At 70.7% G+C, this 25,962-nt stretch carries 22 protein-coding genes and 1 tRNA gene; 9 read left to right on the forward strand and 14 right to left on the reverse strand.

Annotated features, from left to right (window positions below):
- Positions 1–18: 18 nt before the first annotated feature.
- Positions 19–804 (reverse strand): class III extradiol ring-cleavage dioxygenase, encoded by a 786-nt coding sequence (locus GTY58_RS19285; RefSeq protein WP_037644779.1) that lies wholly within the window; start codon positions 802–804, stop codon positions 19–21.
- Between the two features lie 150 nt (positions 805–954).
- Here GTY58_RS19285 and GTY58_RS19290 point away from each other — a divergent pair, with 150 nt between their 5' ends.
- The gene (locus GTY58_RS19290) at positions 955–1,500 is read left to right on the forward strand and encodes a MarR family transcriptional regulator (protein WP_037644777.1); all 546 of its coding nucleotides are present in this window, start codon (positions 955–957) and stop codon (positions 1,498–1,500) included.
- Positions 1,501–1,600: 100 nt separating this feature from the next.
- Here GTY58_RS19290 and GTY58_RS19295 read toward each other — a convergent pair whose 3' ends face one another.
- Both GTY58_RS19295 and GTY58_RS19300 read right to left on the reverse strand, forming a co-directional pair.
- On the reverse strand, positions 1,601–3,151 hold the full coding sequence (locus tag GTY58_RS19295) for an MFS transporter (RefSeq protein WP_010985129.1): 1,551 nt from the start codon (positions 3,149–3,151) through the stop codon (positions 1,601–1,603).
- A 216-nt stretch (positions 3,152–3,367) separates the two neighbouring features.
- Complete coding sequence (locus GTY58_RS19300) at positions 3,368–4,012, reverse strand: TetR/AcrR family transcriptional regulator (RefSeq protein ID WP_010985130.1); 645 nt, start codon at positions 4,010–4,012, stop codon at positions 3,368–3,370.
- A gap of 283 nt (positions 4,013–4,295) precedes the next feature.
- Between GTY58_RS19300 and GTY58_RS19305 the strand changes: the two genes are divergently transcribed.
- The 3 genes from GTY58_RS19305 (at position 4,296) to GTY58_RS19315 (ending at position 8,302) form a co-directional block, all read left to right on the forward strand.
- Positions 4,296–5,570, forward strand: coding sequence for a M6 family metalloprotease domain-containing protein (locus GTY58_RS19305; protein WP_037644775.1), 1,275 nt, complete (start codon positions 4,296–4,298; stop codon positions 5,568–5,570).
- Positions 5,571–5,735: 165 nt separating this feature from the next.
- On the forward strand, positions 5,736–7,454 hold the full coding sequence (locus tag GTY58_RS19310; RefSeq protein ID WP_010985132.1) for an IclR family transcriptional regulator C-terminal domain-containing protein: 1,719 nt from the start codon (positions 5,736–5,738) through the stop codon (positions 7,452–7,454).
- A gap of 191 nt (positions 7,455–7,645) precedes the next feature.
- On the forward strand, positions 7,646–8,302 hold the full coding sequence (locus GTY58_RS19315; RefSeq protein WP_010985133.1) for a ScbR family autoregulator-binding transcription factor: 657 nt from the start codon (positions 7,646–7,648) through the stop codon (positions 8,300–8,302).
- A 42-nt stretch (positions 8,303–8,344) separates the two neighbouring features.
- Here GTY58_RS19315 and GTY58_RS41665 read toward each other — a convergent pair whose 3' ends face one another.
- The 3 genes from GTY58_RS41665 to GTY58_RS19330 all read right to left on the reverse strand — a co-directional run bounded on the left by GTY58_RS41665 (position 8,345) and on the right by GTY58_RS19330 (position 11,493).
- Positions 8,345–9,208 (reverse strand): helix-turn-helix domain-containing protein, encoded by an 864-nt coding sequence (locus tag GTY58_RS41665; protein ID WP_010985134.1) that lies wholly within the window; start codon positions 9,206–9,208, stop codon positions 8,345–8,347.
- A gap of 66 nt (positions 9,209–9,274) precedes the next feature.
- Complete coding sequence (locus tag GTY58_RS19325; RefSeq protein ID WP_037645123.1) at positions 9,275–10,501, reverse strand: cytochrome P450; 1,227 nt, start codon at positions 10,499–10,501, stop codon at positions 9,275–9,277.
- Positions 10,502–10,788: 287 nt separating this feature from the next.
- Positions 10,789–11,493 (reverse strand): ScbR family autoregulator-binding transcription factor, encoded by a 705-nt coding sequence (locus GTY58_RS19330; RefSeq protein ID WP_010985136.1) that lies wholly within the window; start codon positions 11,491–11,493, stop codon positions 10,789–10,791.
- 444 nt (positions 11,494–11,937) lie between these two features.
- Between GTY58_RS19330 and GTY58_RS19335 the strand changes: the two genes are divergently transcribed.
- The 4 genes from GTY58_RS19335 to GTY58_RS19350 all read left to right on the forward strand — a co-directional run bounded on the left by GTY58_RS19335 (position 11,938) and on the right by GTY58_RS19350 (position 16,701).
- Positions 11,938–13,959 carry an acyl-CoA dehydrogenase gene (locus GTY58_RS19335; protein WP_010985137.1) on the forward strand — a complete coding sequence of 674 codons (2,022 nt, stop codon included), beginning with the start codon at positions 11,938–11,940 and terminating at the stop codon, positions 13,957–13,959.
- 567 nt (positions 13,960–14,526) lie between these two features.
- Positions 14,527–15,561, forward strand: coding sequence for a zinc-dependent alcohol dehydrogenase family protein (locus GTY58_RS19340; protein ID WP_010985138.1), 1,035 nt, complete (start codon positions 14,527–14,529; stop codon positions 15,559–15,561).
- A 416-nt stretch (positions 15,562–15,977) separates the two neighbouring features.
- A tRNA-Arg gene (locus tag GTY58_RS19345) sits at positions 15,978–16,053 on the forward strand.
- Between the two features lie 426 nt (positions 16,054–16,479).
- Positions 16,480–16,701, forward strand: a complete 222-nt coding sequence (locus tag GTY58_RS19350) for a hypothetical protein (protein WP_037644772.1) — start codon at positions 16,480–16,482, stop codon at positions 16,699–16,701.
- 60 nt (positions 16,702–16,761) lie between these two features.
- Here GTY58_RS19350 and GTY58_RS19355 read toward each other — a convergent pair whose 3' ends face one another.
- The 4 genes from GTY58_RS19355 to GTY58_RS19370 form a co-directional block, all read right to left on the reverse strand.
- Positions 16,762–17,946 (reverse strand): site-specific integrase, encoded by a 1,185-nt coding sequence (locus tag GTY58_RS19355; RefSeq protein ID WP_107083268.1) that lies wholly within the window; start codon positions 17,944–17,946, stop codon positions 16,762–16,764.
- On the reverse strand, positions 17,943–18,143 hold the full coding sequence (locus tag GTY58_RS19360; protein WP_010985140.1) for a helix-turn-helix domain-containing protein: 201 nt from the start codon (positions 18,141–18,143) through the stop codon (positions 17,943–17,945). The genes GTY58_RS19355 and GTY58_RS19360 overlap by 4 nt, the downstream gene beginning before the upstream one ends.
- Before the next feature lie 470 nt (positions 18,144–18,613).
- Positions 18,614–20,089: a hypothetical protein gene (locus tag GTY58_RS19365; protein ID WP_010985142.1), complete on the reverse strand. Its 1,476-nt coding sequence runs from the start codon at positions 20,087–20,089 to the stop codon at positions 18,614–18,616.
- 2 nt (positions 20,090–20,091) lie between these two features.
- A complete protein-coding gene (locus tag GTY58_RS19370; RefSeq protein ID WP_010985143.1) occupies positions 20,092–20,952 on the reverse strand; it encodes a bifunctional DNA primase/polymerase in 861 nt (286 codons plus the stop codon).
- Positions 20,953–21,092: 140 nt separating this feature from the next.
- Between GTY58_RS19370 and GTY58_RS19375 the strand changes: the two genes are divergently transcribed.
- Positions 21,093–22,124, forward strand: a complete 1,032-nt coding sequence (locus GTY58_RS19375) for a hypothetical protein (protein ID WP_010985144.1) — start codon at positions 21,093–21,095, stop codon at positions 22,122–22,124.
- A 27-nt stretch (positions 22,125–22,151) separates the two neighbouring features.
- Here GTY58_RS19375 and GTY58_RS19380 read toward each other — a convergent pair whose 3' ends face one another.
- From GTY58_RS19380 to GTY58_RS19395, 4 genes are all read right to left on the reverse strand, one after another.
- On the reverse strand, positions 22,152–22,607 hold the full coding sequence (locus GTY58_RS19380) for a hypothetical protein (protein ID WP_010985145.1): 456 nt from the start codon (positions 22,605–22,607) through the stop codon (positions 22,152–22,154).
- Between the two features lie 169 nt (positions 22,608–22,776).
- Entirely contained in the window at positions 22,777–24,801 is a 2,025-nt protein-coding gene (gene traB / locus GTY58_RS19385; protein ID WP_037645114.1) for a plasmid transfer protein TraB, read from the reverse strand.
- Positions 24,802–24,868: 67 nt separating this feature from the next.
- The gene (traA, locus tag GTY58_RS19390; protein WP_010985147.1) at positions 24,869–25,438 is read right to left on the reverse strand and encodes a plasmid transfer protein TraA; all 570 of its coding nucleotides are present in this window, start codon (positions 25,436–25,438) and stop codon (positions 24,869–24,871) included.
- Between the two features lie 19 nt (positions 25,439–25,457).
- Positions 25,458–25,958, reverse strand: coding sequence for a hypothetical protein (locus GTY58_RS19395; protein WP_010985148.1), 501 nt, complete (start codon positions 25,956–25,958; stop codon positions 25,458–25,460).
- Positions 25,959–25,962 lie beyond the last annotated feature (4 nt).

The following is a 25,962-nucleotide window of genomic DNA, read 5'->3' on the forward strand; positions in this document are numbered from 1 at the left end:
CCAGCAGCCGTACGCCGTTCAGCCGAACTGCACCGACCGCTTCGCCAGCCCCAGCCAGAAGCCGTCGATCACGGACTTCTGGTCGTCGAGTTCTCCCGTCGCGTCCGCCGCGCCCATCGTCACGAAGAGCGGAGCGAAGTGCTCGGTACGCGGGTGGGCCAGCAGGCCGGCCGGGGACTTGCGGGTGAAGTCGAGCAGTGCGTCCCAGTCACGGGTGTCCAGAGCCCGGTGTCCCCAGTCGTCGAACTCGACCGACCAGGAGGGGATGCCGCCCTGGCGCAGGGCCGCCAGGTTGTGCGTGAAGAAGCCGGAGCCGACGATCAGCACGCCCTCGTCGCGCAGCGGCGCCAGCTTGCGGCCGATCTCCATCAGCTTCACCGGGTCGAGCGTCGGCATCGAGATCTGCAGAACCGGGATGTCGGCGTCCGGGAACATCTCCACCAGCGGGACGTACGCGCCGTGGTCGAGGCCGCGGTCCGGGACGTCCTGGACGGGGGTGCCGGGGGCGCGCAGCAGCTTGCGGACCGACTCGGCGAGCGCGGGGGCGCCGGGAGCGTCGTACCGCACCTGGTAGTAATGCTCCGGGAAGCCCCAGAAGTCGTGGACGAGAGGGACCCTCTCGGTGGCGGCTAGGGCGAGCGGGGCCTCCTCCCAGTGAGCGGAGACCACGAGGATCGCTCTGGGACGTGGCAGGTCCGCCGACCAGGCGGCGAGTTCGCCGGGCCAGATCGGGTCGTCCGCGAGCGGCGGAGCACCGTGGCTGAGATAGAGCGCGGGCATGCGCTCCTGGGCGGCGGCGGACATGACTGCGGCTCCCTTCGGAGGATCGGCGGCCGACGCTGGACGAAGGCCGCGTGCAGCCCGAAACCTATATTTGAAGTCTCAAGCTTTCCACCGCACAGCTTACGCGCAATTTGTTTAATATTCAAGGAGGAGGCTCGTACAGTGGGGTACATGAACACGGCATCCGCACCCGCACCCGCGTCAACGTCGACGTCCGCGACCGCGTCCGCAGAGGAGCCACGCTGGCTCACCGAGGACGAACAGCACACCTGGCGCTCCTACATGCACGCGGTCACCCTCCTGGAGGATCACCTCGACCGCCAGCTCCAGCGCGACGCGGGCATGCCGCACATCTACTACGGCCTGCTCGTCCAGCTCGCCGAGGCACCACGGCGGCGGCTGCGGATGACCGAGCTGGCCATAAGCGCGAAGATCACGCGCTCCCGCCTCTCGCATGCCATCGCACGGCTGGAGAAGAGCGGCTGGGTGCGGCGCGAGGACTGTCCCTCGGACAAGCGGGGCCAGTTCGCCGTCCTCACCGACGAGGGGTACGAGGTACTGCGGAAGACCGCGCCGGGACACGTCGCGGCCGTCCGCCAGGCCCTCTTCGACCGCCTCTCCCCCGAACAGCAGAAGTCCCTCGGCGAGATCATGCAGATCATCTCCGAGGGACTCCAGCCGAAGGAGGCGGGCGCGGACCTGCCCTGGCTCCGCTGAGTCCGGAACCAGGGCAGGTCCTGGGGTTCGTACGTATGAGGCGTCCCCACCCCTCGTACGTACGAAGACCGAAGGGGTACCGCCGCGGGTACCGCCGGTGTCAGTGGGCGATCACCGGCACCTTGAACTCGTCCTCGACGCCGTCGCCCTCACCCGAGCCGGAGACCGAGGAGGTGTCCGGGCGGCCGGCGTTGACGAAGGTCGCGGCGATCGTCGCGGCGGCCACGAGGATGCCCACGGCGAACCAGATCGCGCTGGTGTAGCCGTGCACCATGCCCTCCAGCTGGACCAGCTGCTGCTGCGGCTTGGCGGCCGCACCGGCGATGTGGTCCTTGATGTACGAGGTGGTGGCCGAGGCGGCGATCGTGTTCAGCAGCGCCGTACCGATCGCGCCACCCACCTGCTGCGAGGTGTTGACCATCGCGGAGGCGACACCGGCGTCACGGGGCTCGACGCCCAGCGTGGCCAGGGACATGGCCGGCATGAACGCCGTACCCATGCCGAGGCCGAGCAGCAGCTGGGCCGGCAGGAGCAGCCCCGCGTACGAGGAGCCGATCTCCAGCTGGGTCAGCAGCAGCATGCCGACCGCGGCGGCCAGGAAGCCGGGGCCCATCAGCAGCCGCGCCGGAACGCGGGTCATCAGGCGGGCGCCGATCTGCGTGGAGCCCGTGATCATGCCCACGATCATCGGCAGGAAGGCGAAGCCGGTCTTGACCGGCGAGTAGCCCTTCACGATCTGGAGGTAGTAGGTCAGGAAGAGGAACAGGCCGAACATCGCGATGATCGCGAGACCGAGCGAGAGGTACACGCCGCCGCGGTTGCGGTCGGTGATCACGCGCAGCGGCAGCAGCGGGGCCTTGACCTTGGACTCGACGAACACGAAGGCCGCGAGCAGGACCGCCGAAGCGACGAACATGCCGATCGTCGTGGAGTCGCTCCAGCCGTTGGACTCGGCGCGGGTGAAGCCGTAGACCAGGGAGACCAGACCGAGGGTGGACAGGACGACGCCCGGGATGTCGAGCGGCGAACGGTTGCGGCCGCCGGCCGGCTCACGGATGACGAAGTACGCACCGGCCGCCGCGATGATCGCGAACGGGATGTTCACGAAGAACGTCCAGCGCCAGTTGAGGTACTCGGTGAGGAAGCCGCCGAGGATCAGGCCGACGGCGCCACCGCCACCGGCGATCGCACCGTAGATGCCGAACGCCTTGGCGCGCTCCTTGGCATCGGTGAACATCACGGCCAGGAGGGAGAGCGCGGCGGGCGCGAGCAGCGCGCCGAACGCGCCCTGGAGGGCACGGGCCCCGAGCATCGTCGCCTCGCCCTGCGCGGCGCCGCCGAGGGCGGACGCGGCGGCGAAGCCGATCAGACCGGTGACGAAGGTCCGCTTGCGGCCCCACAGGTCGGCGATGCGGCCACCGAACAGCAGCAGACCGCCGAAGGCGAGCGCGTAGGCCGTGATGACCCACTGGCGGTTGCCGTCCGATATCCCCAGGTCCTGCTGGGCGGACGGAAGCGCGATGTTCACGATGGTGGCGTCGAGGACGACCATCAGCTGGGCGAGCGCGATGAAGACGAGCGCTTTCCAGCGGTTGGAATGGGCTTCGGCCTCGGAGGCCTGCGCCGCCTTTGCCGTGGCTGTTTCAGACATGGGGGTACCCACTTCGGTACTTCGTAACGGAAAAAGGTCAGGGAAAGGGCACGGCTCGTCGACGGTGACGGCCGGGAAGTCTGTGGTCTGTCGCTGGTGACGCGTCAGCGTCGGTGGTGACTGGTGACTGGTGACGCGTGACGGGCCACTGGCGACTGACGTCAGTGGTGACTGGTGAAAGAGGCCGAACTCATCGGCTGGTCATCGGCTGGTCGGTCAGGCCTGTCGAAGATCCTCCATGGTCGCGGCCGTGCCGGGCAGGGTGGAGCGGGCCGGGGCCCGCAGCCCGTCCAGGAACAGCTGCAGGTGGCGGTGGACGAAGCGGTCGAGGCTCATGCACCCGGTTCCGGCGGGCGGGCGGCTGAGCTGGGCCACGCCGATCATCAGATCGCCGACGGCCACATCGGGGCGGAGCTGTCCGGCCGTGCGGGCGCGCTCCATCAGCGAGGCGACCAGCTGCTCGATCCGTTCACCTGCCGCTTCCAGATCGGGGTGGTGCTGGTCGAACGTGCTGGAGACCATCGGGCACAACGCGCTGATGCGTTCATCGGCGGCGGCGTGCACGAAGCGGGACAGCGCCTCGAAGGCGTCGCCGGTCTCGGCGAGCGCGCGCTCGGCCTCCTCCGACGTACGGTCCATGACCGAGCAGACGACTTCCCGCACCAAGGCATCGCGGTCCGGGAAGTTGCGGTACACCGTGGCGTTGCCGACGCCGGCCCGGCGGGCGATCTCGTCGAGCGGCACGTCCGGGCCGAACTCGACGAACATCTCGCGGGCGGCGGTGACGATCCGCTCCCGGTTGCGCACGGCATCGGCGCGCGGCCGGGGCACTCGGCGCTGCACGGGGGCGGCGGTCTCCACGGCGTACTCCTTGAGGCAAGAGGTCGATCGTCGGATGGTTCATCGTGTGTGACCCGCGATCCGGGGATTCCCTCCCCGTTTCGCTGGACACCTGGCTAAACGGGGAAACCATCCCCGGTTATTTCCCACCCGGAAGAGATTTGATGTGACCTGAGTCACACCCCTTCGGTGGTAAACCGCTCGATCGGTCTCCTTCAACGCGCGCCCCCGAACCCGTCGACACAGGGTGATCGCAAGGGTGCAGTCGGAGACCGGCGGCTGCCGCGGAGCGAAGGGCCCCCGTATGCAGTCGTCCCGCCGCCGGATACGCCCGCGCCGTGTCGCCGCGCTCGCCTCGGTCACCGTTCTGACGCTGGCGGTCTCCACCTCCGCCGGTACCGGACATCTGACGGCGGGCTCCACGACGGCGGGCCCCATCGCACCGGCCCGCTCCACGGCGCTCGGCTCCTGCATGATCCGCGGCGGAATGGGCGTACAGATGGCGGAGGGCATCCCGACCCCGGCCGGTTACTCCCGCTCCACCGGCACGGTCCGCGCCCTGACCCTGATGGTCGACTTCTCCGACGCGCCCGGCCAGGGCAGCGCGCTCGAGCGCCTCGCGGAGTTCTTCCCGCAGACCCAGAACTGGTTCAAGGTCAGCTCGTACGGCCGCCTCGACTACCGGCCGGAGGCCCCGGTCACCCACTGGCTCCGGATGCCCAAGCCCTTCGGGGCGTACGGGATCGAACGCGGCGCACCCTTCGACCCCGGCTACCGCGGTCTGGTCCAGGACATAGTGGCGGAGGCCGATCCCGAGGTGGACTTCCGCCAGTACGACCTGCTGAACGTGCTGATCACCCCGAACGCGGGCCCCTCCGCCCTGGACACCGTGCTGTCGGTGACCTTCGCGGGCAACACCGAGGCGCCGGTCGCCGACGGGGTGCCCGTGGCCAACGCGTCGTTCGTCTACAGCCGCCAGGACGACGGCTCCGGCTCCTACGCGGAGACCGGCTACCGGGTGCTCCCCCACGAGAACGGCCACACCTTCGGGCTGCCCGACCTCTACACCCAGGACGGCGGCGGCGCGGTCGGGCACTGGGACATCATGAGCGAGGACTGGGGGGCGGACAACGATCTGCTCGCCTGGCACAAATGGAAGCTCGGCTGGCTGGACGACTCCCAGGTCCGCTGCGCCTCGGCACCCGGCACCGCGGAGTACACCCTCACCCCGCTGGCCCGGCCCGGCGGCGTCAAGCTCGTCGTCGTGCCCCTCAGCACCACCACGGCGTACGCGCTGGAACTGCGCACCCCCGAGGGCAACGACGCGGACGTGTGCCGCCCCGGCATCCTCATCTACAAGGTCGACGCGGACATAGACACCGGCAACGGGCCCATCAACGTGTTCGACTCCACGCGCGACAGCGGCGGCTGCACCCGCAGCCCCAACGTCCACGCCGAACTGTCGGACGCCCCCTTCATAGCCGACGAGTCCTTCAAGGACCCGGCCAGAGGAATCACCATCACGGTCATCGCGGCGGACCCCTCCGGGGACTACCGGGTCCAGGTGTCGCGGCGTTGAGTCGAGGGGACAGGCGAGGACGGGGCGAGGACGGGGCGGGGACAGGGGCGAGGACGGGGGGCTCGGCACGAGGACGGCGGAGGGCTCGGCACACGTGCTCCGCGCGGCCACCGGGCGGCGTACGTCTCTCGGCGGACGTGGCGGGCGCGGCATTACCGTGAGCGCATGTCCCCGAACGTCACCGCGGCCCCCGACAGCACCGCCGTACCCGCCGAGGCCGTCGCTCCGCTCACCCGCGGCATCACCGTCCTGCGGCGGCTCACGGAGGCCGACGGGAGGGCCAGCCTCAGCGGCCTGGAGCGGGCCAGCGGGCTCGCCCGGTCCACCGTCGACCGGATCACGGCGACGCTGGCGCGCATGGGGTACGTACGACTGGACGGCCGGGACGCCGTACTCGCACCACGGCTGATGGAGCTGGGCAACGCGTATCTGGCCGCGCTGCGGCTGCCGAAGCTGCTGCACGCCCAGGCGGACGCGCTCGCCGACGAGCTGGACGAGTCCGTGTCCCTCGCCGTCGGCGACCGGGACGGGATCCGCTTCATCCACCAGGCGACCCGGCGCCGCGCCATGTCCCTGAGCTTCCGCATCGGCGACCTGCTGCCCGCCGAACGCACCGCGCCGGGCCCGCTGTTCGCCACCGAATGGGATGCGGCCGAGTGGCAGCGGTGGCGCGAGCGGCGGGCGGCGGACCCCGAGGACCGCGGCTTTCCGGCGGTTCCGGCCCGCAGCCGCCCGCTGGAGGACGACGACAGGGGCGAAAGGTCCTCGGGACGGCGCCGAGGCGGCACCCTGGGCGACGACTTCGAGGAGCGTACGGCGGCGGCCCGAAAGCAGGGCTGGGCACTGGACGACCAGCTGATCGAGCCGGGTCTTGTGGCCCTCGCCGTGCCCGTACGGGACCCGGACGGCCGTATCGCCTGTGTCGTCAGCGTGGTGAGCCACACCAGTCGGCACACCGCGGCCGGCCTGCGGGACGCCCTGCTGCCGCGGCTGCGCACGTCGGTCGACGCGATGGAGCGGGAGCTGCGCGAGGCACCGCCCGCCGAGCCTGCCGCGCCCGCCGACCCGTCCGGGCTCGCCGCCTGGACCGGCGCCTCCAAGCAGGAACTGGGCCGGGAGTTCGTCGAGTCGCTGGCCCGCGGTCTCACGGTGATCACCTCGTTCGGGGAGGGACGCTCCGCGCTGACGCTCACGGAGGTCGCCCGGGCCACGGGGCTGGCCCGGGCGACCGCCCGGCGCGCGCTGATCACCCTGGAGCACCTCGGGTACGTCACCGCACAGAGCGGGGTCTTCCGGCTCACCCCGCGCGTCCTCGGCCTCGGCTTCCCGGCACTGTCCCGGACGACACTGCCGGACGTCGCCGCCCCGCACCTGGCGGCGCTGTCGCGGCGGGTGCACGAGTCGGCGTCGCTCGCGGTCCTTGCGGGCGACGAGATCCGCTACACCGCCCGGTTCACCACCAGCCGCGTCATGAGCGTCAACATCACGGTCGGTACGCGACTGCCCGCCTACGCGACCTCGCTGGGCCGGGTGATGCTGGCGGACCTGCCCGAACCGCACCTCCCCGACCCGTCCGACCTGGTCGCGCCCACGCCCCGTACGGTCACGGACCCGGAAGAACTGCGGGCCGTGCTGGATCGCGTACGGCGGGACGGATACGCCCTGGTCGACGGGGAGCTGGAGGAGGGGCTGCGGTCGATCGCGGTGCCGGTGCGGGAGCGCGGGGGGCGGGTGGTGGCGGCGGTGAACGTCGCCCTGCACAGCAGCCGTCGTACGCCCGAGGAATGTGTCGAGGAGGTCCTGCCGGAACTGCTCGCGACGGCCTCGCGGATCGAGGCGGATCTGCATATCGCGGGCCGGTTCAGGGAGGTGCCGGGGGCCTGACGGCATGCGCGACGCCCGAGCCGCGCGGTACGGCTCGGCGGCGGCAGCGGGCAGCGCGGGCGGCGGCAGTGACCGGTGCCTGGCCTCCGGGGGTACCGCGTCGGCGAAGTGGTGACGGGCGCCACAAACAAACCGCTATGCTGGTTTCTTGCAGGGCCCTCTGGTCAGCCGCCTTCCGCGAGGAGTCACCGGTGACGAAACAGGAACGCGCCGCCCGCACCCGCCACGCCCTCATCCGCTCCGCCGCCCACGCCTTCGAACGGCAGGGCTACACACAGGCGAGGCTGGCCGACATCAGCGCCTGCGCCGGTGTCAGCCCCGGCGCACTGCACTTCCACTTCGAGAGCAAGGCAGAGGTGGCCAGGGCGGTGGAGGCGGCGGCGGGGGTGAGCCTGCGCCGGGCGGCCTGGCTGGCCCAGCCGCCGGGCACGAACGCGCTGCAACGGCTGACGAACACGTCGCACGCCCTGGCCGAGCGACTGCGCGGGGACGTCGTCGCCCGCGCGGGCTTCCGGCTGAACTGCGAATCGGCGGGCGGCGGCGCGCTGAATCTGCTCCGGGAATGGCAGACCTGCGTGGAGCAGCTGCTCGCGGAGGCCGCCGAGGAGGGGCTGCTGGCCCGGCGCCTCGTCCGCGCCGACACGGTCAGCGCGGTGGTGGCCGCGACCACCGGTTTCGAACTGCTCGGCCGCCGGGACCCCGAGTGGCTCTCCGGCCAGTCGCTGGCCGCGTTCTGGCGGGTACTGCTGCCGCGCGCGGCCACGGCGGCGGCCCTGACCGCGGTGGACCCGGACGGGACGTGCCCCAGCCGGGCGGAGACGCGGACCCCGGCGACCACCGCCGGATGAGCCGTACGGCAGCCGCTCCCCGGCTGCAGGCCCCCGGGTCCGTCAGCGCGTCTCCGGCGGCCTGCCCGACGCCATCAGCCCCTCCAGCGCCGTCGGCGTCGCGAGCCGTGGCAGCAGCAGCGTCCAGAAGCGGGTGAGGGTGGTACGGGAGAGCCACTGCCCCTCATGGCCGCCGAGGACGGCGAAGCCGATCGTCGCGCCGACCACCGCGGTCACCGCGTCCCGGACGGCCAGGTCGCGGGCGAGCAGGCCCTCCCGCTCGGCCCGGGCGAGCACCTCCGTCACCCACTCCTGCCATCTGCGGTACAGGTCCTCGCCGCGGCCGACGGCCTCCGCACCGTCCCCCAGCGCGAACCCCGCCCGCAGCACGGCATCGTGACCGAGGCCGCGCAGGAGGGCATGACTCGTGTCGATCAGCGTCTGCAGCGCACTGTTCTGCCGAGACGCCGCACCCTGCTTCGACGCCGCCTCGTCACGCCGGGGCACATCCCAGCGACGAGGCGCTTCGATGCGCCGAAGCGAAGCCCCGCGCTCCGGCGCCCCCTCGTAACGGGACGACCCCCCGTACGCCGACGCCCCCTCATGACGCGCAAACCCGCCACGCTCCGCAAACCCGCCACGCTCCGGCACACCACCGCGCTCCGGCACACCACCGCGCTGAGCCGGCAGCGCCTCGCCGGCGATGATCCGCCCGAATCGCTGCGCCGCCGCCACCCCGACCGCCTCGGCCAGGGCGGCCTTGCTGGGGAAATGGAAGTGCAGCGCACCGTTGCTGACCCCCGCCCTGGCGCTGATCGTCGACAGCGAGACCACTTCGTAGCCGTGCCGGGCGAAGAGCGCGGCGGCGGACTCGATCAAGGCGTTGCGCGTGCGGATCGCGCGTTCCTGTCTGACCTGCTTGACCATCGGGCGCTCCGTTGCTGATGGGGGTCCAGCAACTTTAACAAACCGCTTGTGCGGTTTTCTCGCGCATCAGTGCGGCCGCAGGACGACCGGCAGGGAGCCGTACCCGTTGACGATGAAGGACCGTACGGGCTCGAGCTCTTCCGTCGGCTGAACGGACGTCAGGTCCGGGAAGCGCGTGAAGAGCGCCGACAGCGCGGTGGTCGCCTCCAGGCGTGCCAGCGGAGCGCCCAGGCAGCGGTGCACCCCGTATCCGAAGGCCAGGTCGTCGCGGCGGCCGGGCCGCAGTACGTCGAAGACGGCCGCGTCCGCCCCGTACGGCTCGGGGTCCGCCGCGGCGGCGGCGAAGGAGACCAGGATCGGATCGCCCTTCTTGATGTGCACGCCGTCCAGCTCGATGTCGTCGATGGCGAACCGCATCGGCGAGTACGCGGCGGGACCGTGCGTGCGCAGGGTCTCGCCGACCACGTCCGCCCAGTCGGCGCGCCCCTCCCGCACGTGCGAGAGCTGGTCGGGGTGGGCGCACAGGGCGGCGACGGCGTTGGTGATGAGCGTGCAGGTGGTCTCCTGGCCCGCGGCGATCATCAGATAGAGGGTGCCGAGGAGTTCCTGCTCGGTCAGGCGGCTGTCGTCGCCGTCCCTGGCCTCGATCAGCGCGGAGGTCAGATCGCCGCCGGGGCGCTCCCGCTTCTCGGCGACCAGTTCCGCCAGCATCCCGAAGACCTTCACCTGGGCCGCGGCCATCTCGTCGGCCGGGACCGCCGTACCGAACACCAGCTCCAGTGCCGTGCACAGAGGTTCACGGTTCGCCTCGGCGATGCCGAACAGCTCGCAGATGACGCGCATGGGCAGCAGCTTGGCGAACTCGGCGCGCAGGTCGACCTGTTCACCGGCGGGTCGGTCCGCCAGCCCGTCGAGCAGGGCGGCGGTGATCTCCTCGACGCGGGGGCGCAGGGCTTCGGTGCGGCGGGCGGTGAAGGCGGCCGCGTTCAGCCGGCGCAGCCGGGCGTGCCGGTCCCCGTGGGCGAAGAGCATGTTCTCGTTCGCCACCCAGGGATACAGCGGCCACGCCTCGTCTATCTGCCCCGAGACGAACGCGGGCCAGTGCTGTCGCGCGTCCTTCGACACCCGTGCGTCCATGAGGAGTTGCTTCACGTACTTCTGCCGTACGACGGCCCAGGCGGCCACACCGCCCGGCAGCTCCACCTCCACGGCGGGCCCCCGCGTCCGCAGCTGCGCGGTCTCGCCCGCCAGATCGCGCCCGGTCACGTCCAGGGCGTAGGGGCACTGGTTCATCCCGGTGACGCCGGCTGCTCCGACTCCCTCTGCCACCCTGTTGGTTCCGTTCGTCTCGGGCGCCTCGGCCGTCTCCGCTGTCCTGGGCGCCTCGGCCGTCCCGGACACCTCAGCGGTCTCGGGCGCCTCGGCCGTCCCGGGCGCCTCAGCCGTCCCGGGCGCCTCGGCCGTCCCGGGCGCCTCGGCCGTCTCCGCCATGTCGGTCATGTCCATCCGTGCGCTCCGTTCGGTCGGTGGTTCCGTTCGGGTCCGGCTGGCCGGGGCGGCGGGACGCGCACGCCGGACAGTCACTCCAACGTCCGTGCCGCGTCCGTCGTACTCGCTGCCGCCGACTCCCGCTGCTTCATGGCGGCTTCGTACACCCGCGAGCCCCGCTCCGGGGAGAAGTCCAGGCGGACCAGGATCCCCGGCATGGCGAAGGACGGCATCAGATGGCGGTAGAGGTCGGCCACCCGCTCCGCCAGGTCCGCGCGCCCGGTCATGATCCTCGAGAGGACCTGCACGCCGGTGAACGCGCCCACGAACAGCTTGGCGAGCGCTTCCACATCGGCGTGGGGCAGGATCTCGCCCTTGGCCCTGGCCTCTTCGAAGAGGGACTGCGTGTGCTCGGTCCAGGCCTGCATCGGGACCCGCCGGTTGAGATGGTCCCTGGGCGAGCCCTGGTCCACGGTCAGCCGCACACTGCCCTGGACGATCGGATCGCCGGTGCCTTCCCTGAGCAGATGGGCGAGCAGCAGCGCCTCGTCCAGCGACTGCTGGAGCTTCAGCTCCTGCTCGGGGACGCGCGGAAGGGAGGCGACCTGCTCGGCCAGCACGGCCTGGGCCAGCTCCTGCTTCGACGTGAAGTGGAAGTAGAGGGCCCCCTTGGTGACCCCCGAGCGCTTCAGCACGTCGGAGATGGTTGCCGCCTCGTATCCCACCTCGTCGAACACCTCGGCCGCGGCGACCAGAATCGTCTGCCGCGTCCGAATGGCTCGCTCCTGCCGCGCCACACGCACCCTCCGCACCAGCCCGACCAGCGGGACACCGTCCCGACCAGTGGGACACCGTCCGGATCGCGGGACACCGTCCCGACCAGCGGGAAAAGACCAAGCGGTTCGCACCCTAACAGCGACGATCCTCCACTCCACCGCCGAAGACAGGCCCGGTCCTGACCGGGACGATAAAACCAGCTGAACGGTTTTTCAATGCTCCCCTCGCCCTCTCACAAACCACTCAAAAACACATATCTCACCCCCAACTCCCTTGTAAGGGATGACCCTTGACCGCAAGAGGGACTTGAAGACAAAACCGTCTAGTACGTATCTTTGACCTCCAGCTCTTCCGCAGCTCTTCCGCAGCTCCTCCGCAGCTCTTCCGCAGCTCTCCAGCCCTTCCTCAGCCCTTCTCGGGTCCCGTGGTTCACGTCAGCCCGTCCCAAGCCAGGGAGAAGCTCGATGATCGCTACGACGTTCGAGGCCGGCCCGGTCGCCACGGGACACCCGGTCGCCGACCACCTGGCACACCTGCTCTTCGAGGGGACCGGCCGCGAGCGGACGCACGGCACCTGGCGCAGGCTGATCTCCGGCCGGGAGTTCTCGTACCGGCCCGGCCTGGCCCCCGCCGAGCGCACCGCACTCTCGTACGACCGGCTGCGGCTGCTCAACGACACCGTCGACGACCCGGTGCGGCTCGCCGCCGACCCGCACCGGCTGGCCGCGCTGCACGAGTGGATCGGGCCGGTCGACGGGGGCCTGACCACGTTGGCGAGCATCCACTACAACCTGTTCCTCGGCAGCCTCGTGGACCACGACGACAACGGGCGCGACCTGTCCGCCTTCACCACCCTCCAGCAGGTCGGAACGTTTCTCTGCACCGAACTGGAGCACGGCAACGACGTGGCGGCCATGGAGACCGTGGCGGTCTTCGACCGCGCGAGCGGCGGCTTCCATCTGCACACACCGACGCCGGGCGCGCAGAAGTTCATGCCCAACACGAGCACGACGGGCGGCCCCAAGAGCGCGGTGGTCGCCGCCCGGCTCGTCGTCGACGGCCGGGACGAGGGCGTCTTCCTCTTCCTGACCCCGCTCGGCGACCGGTCCGGCCTCCTGCCGGGCGTACGGGTCCGCCCGCTGCCGGAGCGCACGGGCACCCCGGTGGACCACGCCCTCACCGCCTTCGACCACAAGTGGCTGCCGCGCGAGGCGCTTCTGGAGGCCGCCCACGGACGACTCGCCCCCGACGGCACCCTGACCAGCACCCTCGGCAACAGGCGCAAACGCCTCCTGCGCTCCATCAACCGCGTCACCATGGGAAAGCTGTGCATGAGCGCCGGCACCCTGGGCATGGCGCGCGCCGCGCTGACCATCGCGGTCCGCTACGCCCACAGCCGCCTCGTGACGGGCCCGCGGGCCGGGGAGCGGATACCGGTCGCCGCCCACCGCAGCCACCATGGCCGGCTGCTCGACGCGCTGGCGACGGCGTACGCGATGACCTTCCTGCACCGCACGGTGGTGGACCGTTTCGCGGCACGCACCGAGGAGGACCGGGAGGAGGTCGAGCGGCTGACGGCGGTCGCCAAGGGGTGGATCACCTGGCAGGCGCGGGCGATCACCACCGAGTGCCGCGAACGCTGCGGCGCCCAGGGCCTGTTCCCGGCCAACGGCATCTCCGACCTGGCGTCGAACATCGAGGGCGGCATCACCGCCGAGGGCGACAACCTGGTGATCTGGGTGAAGGCGGCGGCGGAGATGGTCTTCGGCCACGACACGACGGCCCGCACCCGGGCCGGGGCCCCCGCCGCACCCAACAGCTCCGCCGCACTCTCCGCGCCCAACCGCCCCGCCGCGCCCGCCACTCCCTCCGCACCCGGCGCACCCGCCACTCCCGGCGCTCCCGGCGCTCCCGGCGCTCCCGGCGCTCCCGGCGCTCCCGGCGCTCCCGGCGCTCCCGGCGCTCCCGGCGCCACGCTCGCCGACCCGGCCTTCCTGCGCGGTCTGCTCGCCGAGGCGGAGGCGATCTGGCAGGCACGGGCCCGCGCCGACCTGCGTGACGGCCCGGCGGGCGATCCGGTCGGCCGGTGGAACGGCACGTCGACCGCCGCCCTCGAAATGGTCTCCGCGCACGCCCGTCTCCAGGCCGCCGACGCGCTCATCGCCGCGGCCGAGCGGGCGACGGACCCCACGGCGCGCTTCCTGCTGCGCTCCCTGTGCCGGCTGTTCCTGCTCCGCCGGCTCCGCGACCACACCGGTGACCTGCTCGCCGAGGGCCATCTGACGGCGGACCACGTACGGGCGCTGCCGAGGGCCCTCGACAGCGTGTACGACGACCTGGCCCCGCACCTGATGACGCTGGTCGACGCGTTCGACTTCCCGGCCGAGATGCTCTCCGCGATCCCCATCGCCAGCGGCGGCACGATCGTCCGCACGCTGGAGCAGTCGGCGGAGGAATGGCCACTGGTCTCGCCGGCCTCCCCCTGAGCTGCGACCCCGGGCACGCGCCCGCAGCGGCCGAAGCGAACAGGAGCCTGAAGCAGCCCACCCGACAGCCCGCCCGCCCCCGAGCCATGCCCGCCGCTCACTCTTCGTGCCGTTCGGTGTGGCGGTGCCGTGACCTGCACGGCAGGCTTGTGGGGGGCGTGACACGCCCCGGAACACCACTCCCCGGCTGACCGCTGCCTGCCACGCGGCGAGCCCGTTCAGCAGGCTGGGCGGCGCGTGACGGTGCGTGCCGGTGCGTGCCCCCTTGGGCGCGGGCGCACCCGCGCGGGATCCGCCCGGCCCGGAGCAGCAGCGCCGGCACCAGCCCGCCGGGCAACACCAAGCCCGCTCCCGCTGAGGCTGCCGGCCGACGAGAGGCGGAGAGGAAGAGCGCATGCGCACCACGCCGGGCCGGAAAGGGCCGCCCGAGGTCGGCGTCGTCGGCCTGGGGACGCAGGGGCATGGCGCCCTGCCCGCGCCGGAGGGGGGCCGCTGCTGAAGCACCGAGGCAGTGCAGCACAGACACACCCGCCACTCCGTATCAGCAACAGCGATCGGAAGAACCTCATGCGAGCAACACTGATTTACGGTGCCGGGGACGTGCGCGTGGAAGACGTGCCGGACCCGAAGATCCAGCAGCCCACCGACGCCGTCGTACGCGTACTGCGTTCCTGCATCTGCGGCAGCGACCTGTGGCCCTACAAGTCGCGGCCGGCCACCGAGCAGGGCGAGCGCATCGGCCACGAGTTCCTCGGCGTCGTCGAGGACGTCGGCTCTGACGTGTCCGGACTGAAGAACGGGGACCTGGTGGTCGCGCCGTTCGTCTGGTCGGACAACACCTGCGACTTCTGCGCCGAGGGCCTGCACACCAGCTGCCGGCACGGTGGCTGGTGGGCCGCCGACGGTGTGGACGGCGGCCAGGGCGAGGCCGTACGGGTCCCGCAGGCGCAGGGCACGCTGGTCAAGTTGCCCGTCGCCGAGGACTCCGCCCTGCTGCCCTCATTGCTCACCCTGTCGGACGTGTTCTGCACCGGCCACCACAGCGCCGTGACGGCCGGAGTCGACCCCCGCACCACCGTGACGGTGGTCGGTGACGGCGCGGTCGGCCTGTCGGCGGTACTGGCCGCCAGACGGCTCGGCGCCGAGCGGATCATCCTCATGGGCCGGCACAAGGACCGCACCGACCTGGGCCGGGACTTCGGTGCCACCGATGTCGTACCGGAACGCGGCGAAGAAGGCATCGAGCGCGTCCGCGAACTGACCGGCGGCGACGGCACCCACACCGTGCTGGAGTGCGTCGGCACGCTGCCCGCCCTTCAGATGTCGCTCGGCGTGGTCCGCGCGGGCGGCACGGTCAGCCGGGTCGGCGCACCGCAGTACGACGACGTTCCGCTGGGCTTCCAGGAGTTCATGAACAACATCACCCTCACGGGCGGCGTGGCACCGGCCCGCGCCTACATCGACGAACTCCTGCCCGACGTCCTCGAGGGAAAGGTCGAGCCGGGCCGGGTCTTCGACCGCACCGTCGGCCTCGACGACGTCCCGGCCGGCTACCGCGCCATGGACGACCGCGAGGCACTCAAGGTACTCATCCGCCCCTGAGGCAACCGCAGCACCCCCAACCCCCTGCCCGCCCCCTGGGCAGGGGCTTCCCTCGCCACCTACGCGACCGGATACGCGCCACTCACCGCGCCACCCCCGTCCCATGAACCATGAACCACGGACAACGGACAACGGACAACGGGCCAAGATCGACCGACGTTCTGGCACATCACCGAAGATCTCGATACCTGACCGTACGGACGCCCCCGCGGTCTCGCCGCTGTGAACGAAGCCCGCCCCACCACGACCCACCGCTCGTGCCATCGATTTCGGGTCAGCCGTGGCTCCGGCACGACAGACGCCCGAGCGCCACCCGCTACACTGTCGGCGGTGGCACAGCCGTACGCCGACCGCGCCACCACACCACTGCCGGGACCCACCTGGACCAATCCCAGAAACGGTTTCGACAGATCCCCGCCTTCGTAGCTCAGGGGATAGAGCACCGCTCTCCTAAAGCGGGTGTCGCAGGTTCGAATCCTGCCGGGGGCACCAGGCCAAAGGCCCCGGACCGATCATGGTCCGGGGCCTTTTGACGGCACTCTTTGACGGCAGTCGTCTCAGTCTCAGTCTCCGCCCGGAGCACATCCGGATCCTCTGTAGCGCGCACTACCAATCGCTCGTACGCGGTCGCCTCCGCTCAGGTCACGCGATCGCTTACGCCAGCCGCCGAAGCACTTCCCTACGCTTGGCAGCGGACACGCCTGGCATCCATACCACGCGTCACAAGCGCTCAAGCGACAGGAAGCCCTAGTTTTTGCGAGTGGTGAGTAACCTCGCAAATCGCCGGTTCCGTTGGCAATTTCAGGCACCCGCTCGCCAAGATTCAGCTATCTCGAACAGAGAGCCCGCCGGGCTTCCTACGGCATCCGGCGGGCTCTTCTCGGGCCACGAGTCAGTTCTCAGAGACGGGACCCTTCCATGCACCGTACACAGCAAGCGATTGATCGCGGGCTGGTTCACCGGGCGATGCACCTCACACTGCTCGCCCTCGGCGCTGTTATCGCCGGGCTTGTCACCGGGATCTTTGCTGCGCGTGCGGGCGACTTCACCTTCTATGGCGCGACCGGCGCCGGAGCAGCGGCGGCCGTAGTCGTCTTCACGCTCGGGATCAAGGCCCTGGAGTATCTCCTCCGGGAGTGATCAGGGCGAACGCTCCCGGGATTTGAGCCCCCGCCGGTGTCCGAGGCGGGGGCTTTTCCGTTAAGGAAACTCTATTGATCCAGCTCCGCCGCTCAGGCTGGTGGGCAGACGACGCTTGAGCAACCGGTCCATGTGACTGATCGCCTCCCGCTGGGTGTCATGCACGACGTGCGTGTACACGTCCATCGTGATGCTGATCTGGCTGTGCCCGAGGATTTCCATGATGACCCGCGGCGCGACGCCGGCCGCGGTCAGTAGCGTGGCGCAGCCGTGCCGCGCGTCGTGCAGCCGGACCACCCTCAGCCCTGCGTCAGCCGCGACCCGCGTGAAAGACCGGTACACGTTCCGCGGCTCGACCGGCCGGCCGTTCCGCGTGGCGAAGACGTAGCCGGCCTCGCACCAGGCAACGCCCGTGCGCGCGAACGTCTCCCGCTGTCGCAGCCGGTGCCACCGCAGCGGTGCGATGCACAGCGCGGGCATCGGCACGACGCGGATGCGGCGGCTCTTGGGATCGTCGTCGTACAGCGTTCCCCTGCGACGCTGCGTCTGTTGACGGACGTGCACGACGCGGTTGTCCAGGTCCACATCCGACCAGCGCAGGCCCCCCAGCTCGCCGCGCCGAAGCCCCATGGCAATGGCCAGCACGAATGCCGCGTACAGCGGATCGCTCCGCGCGGCTTCAAGGAAGCTCAGCGTCTCCTCCAGCGACCAGGGGCGGATCTCCCGCTGCTTGACGCGCGGCGGCTCGACCAGCGACGCAACGTTCCGCGTGATCAGTTCCTCGCGCACAGCCGCCGTGAGCGCCGTACGCAGCACTCGATGCGACTCCTTCGCGGTCGCGGCCGTGTGTGCGTTCTGCACGCGGGTGATGAAGCGGCGCACGTCTGCCACGCTCAACGACTCCAGCCGCCTCGTGCCCAGCAGGGGCACCAGGTAGAGCCGGACCTGCACCTCATACTTGTCGTACGTGCTGAGCTTGCGGCGCGGTTCGACGTAGTGCTTCAGCCAATACGGAAGCCACTCGGAGAGCTTGGCGGACCTTGTGGGCGTCGGAATGCCCTGGCGATCGCGCAGGACCAGTTCCTGGCGCTTGGTGTCGCACTCTTCCCACGTGGTGCCGTAGACAGTCTTGCGCTTGCGGGTGCCGTCAGGCTGGGGGACGTAGACGCGCGCCTCGTAACGCCCGTCCTTGCGCTGCCAGATGCTGCCGGAGCCGTTGGGGTTTCTCTTGCGGGGGGCCATCAGGCTGCGTTCTCCTCAAGTCGGTCCTGCATGTAGTGGCGTACGGCGTCGACCGGGACGCGGCGGGCACGGCCGGAGGTGTAGCTCGGGAGCTGCTTGGAGCGGATCAGGTCGTAGACCTTGCTGCGGCTAAGCCTCAGAGCGGTCATGACCTCCGGAACGGTGAGGGCTTGGGGTTCGCTCGTGACGACGGTCAGCACGTTGGGATCTCCCGGAGAGGGCGGAGCCTGCGAGTGGAGTCGGATTCAGGGGCTTCTCAGGAGCCCGCATGTGTCCGAGGTGCGGATTTCTGCGTCATTGCGTCATCAGCGTCATTCAGGCTTCTGAGCTGCGGTTTTGTGTGACGCAGCGGCTCGGAGGTGCGTCATCGGCACGTCACCCGCGACGCATCCCATGACGCAGATGACGCAGATGACGCAGACTCCGCCGTCTGCGTCATGGACGTTTTCGCAGTTCAGGTGCCGTTTTCCGGCCTCCATGACGCAGATGACGCAGCGTCTTCCCTCTTAGGACAAAAGAGGGGGTGTCTGTTGTGGTGCGGTGCGGGTCAGAGCATGAGGAAGGAGCCGCTGCGCGGCGCGCCCCTTGGGCGTCGCGTGCGCCGAACAGCAAGAGGAGCACGCCCGGCCGGTGGTGCTCCTCTTGCTTGTCCGGGCGAAACGGGCGCGGGTCAGTGCATCCGCTGCTGCTGATGTGGGGGTACGGGGGCCGTCCGGGTCATTTCGAGGTAGCGGCCCTCGCTGGTGCGGCCCGTGTCGATGAGGACGCCCCGGGCGGCCAGGGTCGGTTGGAGGCGTTTGAGACGGTCGGAGAGGACCTTGCCCGTCGTCGGCCACCCCTTGGGCAAGGCACGAAGATCTTCGCCGCTGTAGAGGCGACTGAGACAGTGCAGCCACTCCGTGGACGTCATCCGCTGCGCCCCGCCCGGCTCGATGGTGTCGGCATGCCGAAGAACGGTCTGTGCGAGGAGATCTCCCTCGATCACGTCGTCGTTCAGGTCGTCCAGACTGGCCCGGTACGCGGCGAGCGCTCCCAGGCCGGTTGCCGCATCGAACTGCGCGCACAGGTGCGCGAAATCCGCCATCCGCAGATCGGTCGGGGTCTCCGCTGCGACCGCGCGGACCTTCACGGTGAGATCCAGCAGCGAGCCGAGGACGACGGGCAGAACTTCCGCATACTCCGACCACAGTTCGGCCTCGGTGCGCCGGACGCGGGGCCGCTCCAACCGCAGCGGCAGGAGCCTTTCAGCAAGGTCGGGCCGGATGACGCCCACGTCGATACCGGTCAGGAGCAGGGGCCGGCGGTAACCGACGCGGAACACGTCCCCGTCGGTGAACAGCGCACGCTTGACGCTCTCGGCGCCAGTCACGATGCAGCACATGGCGTCAGACAGATCCGGCGTCATGTGGGAGAGGTTGTCCAGCGCGGTGACCCACCCTGCGGCGACCGCTGCGATCAGGTTCTCCTCGTCCTTCGGAGCCCGGCGCAGGTCACCGCTCATCCCCTCAACGATCCGCACGAGCATCCGCCCACCGGTCGACTTGCCCGCACCCTGCGGGCCGGTGAGGAACGGCGCGGGCACGGGCACCGATGGCCCGAGACAGCCGATCAGCCACACAATGGCCAGGCACTCGGTCTCAGCGTTGGCGAAGTTGCACAACCGCATCAAGAGGTCGATGCCCTTGCCGCCCGTGTCCTTGGCCGGCAGGGGCAGTTCCCCGGTGAGTTGCGTGCGCCGCCAGCAGACTTCTCGCGGGTCGGGGGTGAGGATGTCCCAGCCGGTAGGGTGGATGCGGACGGATTGCCCATCGTCGCGGCCCAGGTCCAGCCACGTCGCCCCGTCGAATCCAGGGGCGACACGGATGTGGACGGGTTGGACGTCCTCGTACAGGGCCAGTGCTTCGATCAGGTCCAACGCCTCCTTGAGGGCGGATCCGTTGAACACGCCGCGCCCGTCCCTGAACAGGCCGACCATGAGTTCCTGCCGGTGGCTGCCCGTGGTGCCCTGGGAGCGGATCGGGCGGGCCACGGGGTGGCCGTTCCGCTGCGCGTACACGGTGCCGTCAGCGGTGCGGAAGTACCGGAAGTGCGCTTGCGCGTAGTCGGTGATGACCTTGCGGGCGGGGTTCGTCTCGTCGTCGGCCATGCTCACAGTCCCAACCTGGTACGGGCGTTGGTCCATGCGTCGGTGCAATGCCGGGCCGATTCGCCCTTTGCCTGAGCGGCGGCGAACAGCCGCGCCATGTGGGTGTCGGTGAGGCAGCCGCATCGACCGTGCGTGGACAGCACGGCGAGGAACGTCCGGTAGACGGTGGCGTGCACCGCACTGGAAGCCGCGGTGATGCGCTGCTCTGCCATGGCGATGCCACGCTCGAGGTAGGTGGGCGTGCGGTGCCGGCACTCCCCACCCCCGGCCAGGGCGGGCACGGTGATGGCCTGGGGCGCGGGCCGGGCCGTGGTGGGGTTCTTCACGGTCAGCGCGCGTACGGCGTCCGGCAGGGCCGCCATGCGGCCGGTGCCGGGGCCGAGGTAGCGGGCGTAGGCCATCGTGGATTTGATGTCGACGCCGGGCCGGACCGCGTTGGTGGACTGCATCGGCCCGAGGTAGATCCAGTGCTCACCGCGGGTGGTGGGCACGGTCTGTGTGGCTGGCAGGGTTTCGCGTGCCCACGTCACGGCCTCGGCGTTGTCGAGGTCCACGACTGTCAGCCAGGCTCCGCCGGGGTGGTAGGCGACCGCGCTCGCCCGCATCCATGCGCGCCGCCAGACGCCGGACTGGATGACGTCCGGGTCCGTGGTCGCGGCCGCCCATGCGTGGCAGGGGCCGGGGCAGGCGCACGGCCCGGCGTTCTTCATGTTGGGCCGGCCCCCGCATGCGTTGTCTGTGCAGCGGTGGCAGTTGCCGAAGGGCACCTTCCCTGCTCGCAGCGGCAGGACCGGGATGCCGGAGGCTGCCAGGGAGAGAGCAGTAGCCAGGTGCTCTGTCCGAATGTCGGTGGGTTGGGTCATGCTGGGTGTCTCCAGTCCTGTTGCAGGGTGCTGGTGAGGAGGGCGGCCCCGTGTTCTTGGTCGGATGGGGGGTCGCCCTTTTGCCTGCATCCCGGGAAATGGGGCGGCAGGGTGTCAGTGGGGGTGGTTAGGGTCGCGGCATGACGACGACCGTTGATCTTGTGCCGGGTTGGGTGACGACGCGCGATGTGATCGCTGCGACCTACGGCTGTGGGACGTTCCAGGGGATCGAGCCGGCCGATGCTGCGGGCAAGGTGTTCGTGTACTCCGACCCGTCCGCGGGTGAGGAGTACGGGTACACCTTCGATGGCCGTGCGGAAGACGACGAGTTCGGGCCGCTGTACCTGTACACGGGTGCCGGCGCCAACGGTGACCAGAAGCCTTCCGGCCGCAACGGCTCGCTGCTCAGCCACGTCGAAAAGGGCCGTGAGGTGCATCTGTTCGTCGCGCACGGCCGGCTGCCGGGCAGTGGAGCGATGCGGCAGCGCTACATCGGTCAGATGGTGTTGGACCCGGTGAAGCCGTACGACGTTCGGCGCGGGCCGGGCAAGGACGGCGTGATGCGCGATGTGCTGGTGTTCCGGTTCCGGCCGGCTGAGGGAACGACGCCGGCGTGGACGGAGGCGGACCGGATGCCGGCCGCCGCGCAGACTGCGTTCGAGATCGTTGATCCCGCGGTAGCGGTGGCGCAGCCGGTGGTGCTGCCGGAGCAGAGCGGCGCGAAGGTCAAGAAGACCGAGCAGCACAGCACTGTTGAGACGATGGCGGACATTCCTGCCGGGCAGCGCAAGGTGCTGCGCCGCGAGGGCGAGTTGGTGAAGGCGTTCGTGGCGCATCTGGCCGCGGCGGGCCACGAGACCCACAGTTTTCAGATCACCATCAAGGGCGAGCCCGGGGCGCTGACTCCCGACCTGTACGACGCGACGGATCACGCGCTGTATGAGGCGAAGGGGCAGACGACGCGGGCCAATGTGCGGATGGCGATCGGGCAGTTGGCTGACTACCGCCGGCACATCCCGGGCCGCAAGGACCTGCTTCGGGTGGTTGTTCTGCTGCCCAGCGAGCCCACCGAGGACGTGAAGGATCTTCTCGGTGAGGAGTACGTGGAGTTGGTCTGGCAGACCGAGGACGGCGGTTTCGCCGGCTGGCCGCTCGCCTACAACCAGCCCTAGCCGGCCGGAGGCGGGACTCGCGTGCCGCTAGCCGTGGAAGTGACTGCGCTTGATCACGGCCTTACGGATGTTGATCGTGGTTCCGCCCCGGCCGGTGTGCCGGGTGCCGCCGAGGATCTGTACGGCGATCCATCCGCCGAAGATGACCGCGGCGAGGGTGATGAGCTGGCTGATGAACGTGGTCAGGGCTGCGATGAACGTGGTGAGCAGGACCAGCCCGCCGCACACTGCGGCGAACCCGACGCCCCCGAGGGCGACGTTGACCGCTGTGCGCGAGACGGCCGGCCGCGCGTCGACGGGGGCCAGGGCGGGTGCGGGGGTGAGGGTGTAGCCGGTGACGACGCGGCCGTCGGGCAACACGATGCTCTGCACGGCCGGCGTCGGGCCCGGCTGGACGGTCACGAGGGGTGCGACGGTCGGGTGGACGGCGAGCGGCTGCGGGTGGTGCACCTCGAGGGCGGCCGGCCGGTGGGTGTGCGTCATGGAACGTGCCTCCCGTGATGAGCCGCGGGCTCGCGCCGTGGTGGCGCGAGCCCGCGGGGTTCGGGTGTCAGGTGTGGTGTCAGGGAGTGTCAGGCAGGGGTGTCACGGGTTTCTGACAGCGGGTTTGCCTAGGGGTTTGGGTGTCAGGGGCCCGTGACGGTGTCAGGTGTCAGGCGGCCGTCAGGACGGGGACGATGCGCCACCGGCCGGTGGTGTTCGTCGCCTCCAGACGGCCGTCCATGGCGGCCTCCTTCAACCGCTCGGAGACCCACGGGCGCGAGAGGTTGTGACGGTCGCACCAGTCCATGAAGTCCTTCGGCCCGACGACCATCTGCCCGGCCGCCTCGAAGTCGGCGAGCGCCTCGGCGAAGAACCGCCGTGCCTCCTCCGGGGACGGCTTACGCCCGGTCTCCTGCCCGAAGATCGGGGCGTCGTCGCCGTCCTCGGCCTCGGGGAGTTCGGCGTCCGCGTCGATGCCGGCGTCTTCGAGGTCGACCAGCAGCCCGCCGCCGTACTCGGTCATGTCATCCCCTTCCTGGACGGCCCGCAGCGCGGCTGGCTGCGCGGTCGGCGAGTCGCTCGAGCGGCCGGCGTATGCCTGCCCGGCCACGCCAGCGGCGGCGCCGGCGGTGATCGGGTCGGCGTGCGCGCCGTTGTGCTGCGCCCACGTGGCGAGCTGCTGCATGACAGGTACGGCGCGCAGCGTGAAGCGGCGGGTGCGGCCCGGGGAGGGGTAGCGGTCCTCGGGGATGCCCGGGGAGACGGTGTAGCAGTATCCGGGGCGCCGGTTTCCCCATGCTCCGGGGTGGGCGCCGGCGTCCAGCACGGTGTCGGGGAGGCAGAACCCTTCGTCGCGGGGGTCGCAGCCGAGGGCGATCACGGACGGCAGCGATGCCCGCGTGCTGGTGGACATCTGGTCGTAGGAGGGACGCTGAAGCGACACGATCAGCGAGATTCCTGCCGATCGGGCTTCCTGTGCGATGCCGGTGAACGCGTCGTCTCCGAGGGCGCGCAGGGTGTTGGCGGCCTCCTCGAACCAGGCGACCAGGAACGGCATCCCGGCGCAGCCGCACGCCCTAGCGCTCTGGCAGGAGTGGGCGGGGTCGTTCTGCTGCTGGGCTGCGGCCGGTACCCACTGGCGGTAGCCGTGGGCGCCCAGCCAGCGGGTGCGGGCGGGGATGACGGCCTTGACCGCCTCGACCATGACCTCGGTGTCGGTGCCGCCCTCGGCTGCCCAGTCCAGGCCGGGGCGGAGCGGGGCGAAGTCCTGGAAGGCTTTCGGGTCGGAGAACCACACGATCACGTCCCGCCGCGAGAGAACCTCGGTCAGCAGGTTCAAGGCGGCGTCGCCCTTGCCGGATCCGGTGCCGCCGGCGACCAGGACGTGGGTGGAGTTGCGTTCCGCGTCGGGGTCGCCCGGCAGCCACACGACGAGTGGGGCGCCGTCGTCGTAGCGGCCGATGACCAGCGGTTCGGCGATCGAACCCCCGAGGTTCGACGGCCCTTCCCACTCCACGACGTCGGCCAGCATGTCTTCGGGGACGATGACGAGTTCGCCGCGGCGGGAGGATCCGGCGTCGGGGGTGTAGCGGACGGCGGAGGTCGGCAGGTCCAGCGCGGAGGCGATCCGGGCCAGTGCCTTGGTGACGTCGTCGTTGGTCTGCTCACCGGCCACCACGGCGAGTGGCGCGGTGACCCGGTTCGGCTCCACCTTCGCCGCACCGATCTGCGCCCGGGCCAGGCCCACCTTCTCCAGCAGCCCGCCGTCAGAGCTCCCGTTCACGGCGCCCTCGGGGTTGTGGCGCAGCATCATGCGCACGTTCCACGACAGGGCCACGACCGGCCCGCCCATCAGGAACATGTCGTCGATAGAGCCGGCCGTGGGGCCGGCCAGGCAGGCGGCGGTGACCCATGCGGAGCCGGCGGCGACGGTGACGGCGGAGTGCAGCCGGCGCTGTTGGCTGGTCGACTTCCCCGCCCACCACGTTGCCCCGGTGAGGGCGACGGAGGCGAGGGTGAGGCCGACGCCGGCGCCGGCGCTGCCCTCCCACCGCCAGTTCCCCAGCGCGCCGGCGATACCGGTGCCGGCGAGGCCGATCCACGGGGGAAGGTGGGGCTTGGCCCGGTGCAGCAGGTACGCACCCACGCCCCCGCCCGACGAACCGTGCATGTCGGGGACGGTGTAGGTGGCCATGGTCCGCCCGTCGTCCAGATAATCGGTGACGTTGCGGCGATTGTTCCTGGTCATGTGGCTGCCTCTCCTACTGCTGGTGCCAGTTCATGACCGGCTGCTGCGGCTTGCGGGCACGGTGACGGACGCGGTTGATCTCCTCCTCGAACTCCTGCTGAAAGGTCGAGTAGCAGGCCGCGGCGTTCTTCGCCGCGTCACGCAGGGCGTCGGCGGAGCGCTGCATCTTGCGCGCCACCTTCGCGGCCCGGACACGGGAGCCGAAGGTGCGGCCCTGCGGGTCGGGAACCGCGGCCAGGACGCCTTTCATGATTTCGGCGCCCATGGCCACCTCGATCGAGAGCGTCACGGCGGCGGCGCGCAGGGTGTTGCAGTACTGCCGCACCTGCGCCGGCGAACCGAACTCCGGCGACGGCAGCAGCGACTCGGAGTGCGGCCGGCTGCCGCCCCCGGTGCGGGCGGTCTGCTTGCTGTTGTTGACGGTGACGTTGATCGGCGGGACGAACGAGCCACCGAGGGCGCCGACGAACCCGCCGGCGGCGGCGCCGGCGTTGGCGAACTTGTTGCCCTTGCCGTCACCGTTGGTGTTGCGCGGTCGGCTGGTGGTCTGTGCCCGCCGGTGGGCGGAAGCCTGGTCTGCCATGGGGCGATCTCCCTTGAGGTCAGTGCGAGCGGCGGACGAAGAGCCACGCGGTCTGAGCGGCGATCCACATCAGCAGCCAGACCAGATCCAGCGGGCCGGCGAGCGGCCCAAAGCCGGCTGCGAGCGCGGCCCATGCGGCGGTGAACGTGGCGAGCAGGGCCAGGCCGGCCCGCCACAGCACGACCGCGCCGCGGCCGGGCCGGCGTACCTGCATGACCGCCAGCCACACCAGCGGGCCCGCGGCCAGGGGCGCGAGGATCAGGGACGACCACCAGGCCATGACGTGCAGCAGGCCGGTCACGGCGAACGCGAGCAGGGCGAGCGCGGTCGGGGCGAGCGCGCGGCGGCCCTTCCACAGCGCGCGGCCGATGAAGCCGAGTGCCTCGCGAGTCAGCGAGGGCGACTCAGGGAAGACGATCACGAACGGCTGGGCCCGGCGGCGCCCGCGCTGACGCGGGATCGAAACTGTGTGGACGCCGGCAGCCCTCTTGGAGCCGCGGGCACGGGTACGACTTGACACAGCG

The organism is Streptomyces sp. SID5469 (genome assembly GCF_009862865.1).
GTDB classification, from domain to species: Bacteria; Actinomycetota; Actinomycetes; order Streptomycetales; family Streptomycetaceae; genus Streptomyces; species Streptomyces avermitilis.

What these genes read in the sequence shown, in the direction of transcription:
- GTY58_RS19285 (WP_037644779.1), bottom strand. Translation starts at nt 804, where the DNA reads ATGTCCGCCGCCGCCCAGGAGCGCATGCCCGCGCTCTATCTCAGCCAC.
- GTY58_RS19290 (WP_037644777.1), top strand. Translation starts at nt 955, where the DNA reads ATGAACACGGCATCCGCACCCGCACCCGCGTCAACGTCGACGTCCGCG.
- GTY58_RS19295 (WP_010985129.1), bottom strand. Translation starts at nt 3,151, where the DNA reads ATGTCTGAAACAGCCACGGCAAAGGCGGCGCAGGCCTCCGAGGCCGAA.
- GTY58_RS19305 (WP_037644775.1), top strand. Translation starts at nt 4,296, where the DNA reads ATGCAGTCGTCCCGCCGCCGGATACGCCCGCGCCGTGTCGCCGCGCTC.
- GTY58_RS19310 (WP_010985132.1), top strand. Translation starts at nt 5,736, where the DNA reads ATGTCCCCGAACGTCACCGCGGCCCCCGACAGCACCGCCGTACCCGCC.
- GTY58_RS41665 (WP_010985134.1), bottom strand. Translation starts at nt 9,208, where the DNA reads ATGGTCAAGCAGGTCAGACAGGAACGCGCGATCCGCACGCGCAACGCC.
- GTY58_RS19325 (WP_037645123.1), bottom strand. Translation starts at nt 10,501, where the DNA reads ATGAACCAGTGCCCCTACGCCCTGGACGTGACCGGGCGCGATCTGGCG.
- GTY58_RS19335 (WP_010985137.1), top strand. Translation starts at nt 11,938, where the DNA reads ATGATCGCTACGACGTTCGAGGCCGGCCCGGTCGCCACGGGACACCCG.
- GTY58_RS19340 (WP_010985138.1), top strand. Translation starts at nt 14,527, where the DNA reads ATGCGAGCAACACTGATTTACGGTGCCGGGGACGTGCGCGTGGAAGAC.
- GTY58_RS19350 (WP_037644772.1), top strand. Translation starts at nt 16,480, where the DNA reads ATGCACCGTACACAGCAAGCGATTGATCGCGGGCTGGTTCACCGGGCG.
- GTY58_RS19365 (WP_010985142.1), bottom strand. Translation starts at nt 20,089, where the DNA reads ATGGCCGACGACGAGACGAACCCCGCCCGCAAGGTCATCACCGACTAC.
- GTY58_RS19370 (WP_010985143.1), bottom strand. Translation starts at nt 20,952, where the DNA reads ATGACCCAACCCACCGACATTCGGACAGAGCACCTGGCTACTGCTCTC.
- GTY58_RS19375 (WP_010985144.1), top strand. Translation starts at nt 21,093, where the DNA reads ATGACGACGACCGTTGATCTTGTGCCGGGTTGGGTGACGACGCGCGAT.
- GTY58_RS19380 (WP_010985145.1), bottom strand. Translation starts at nt 22,607, where the DNA reads ATGACGCACACCCACCGGCCGGCCGCCCTCGAGGTGCACCACCCGCAG.
- traB (WP_037645114.1), bottom strand. Translation starts at nt 24,801, where the DNA reads ATGGCCACCTACACCGTCCCCGACATGCACGGTTCGTCGGGCGGGGGC.
- traA (WP_010985147.1), bottom strand. Translation starts at nt 25,438, where the DNA reads ATGGCAGACCAGGCTTCCGCCCACCGGCGGGCACAGACCACCAGCCGA.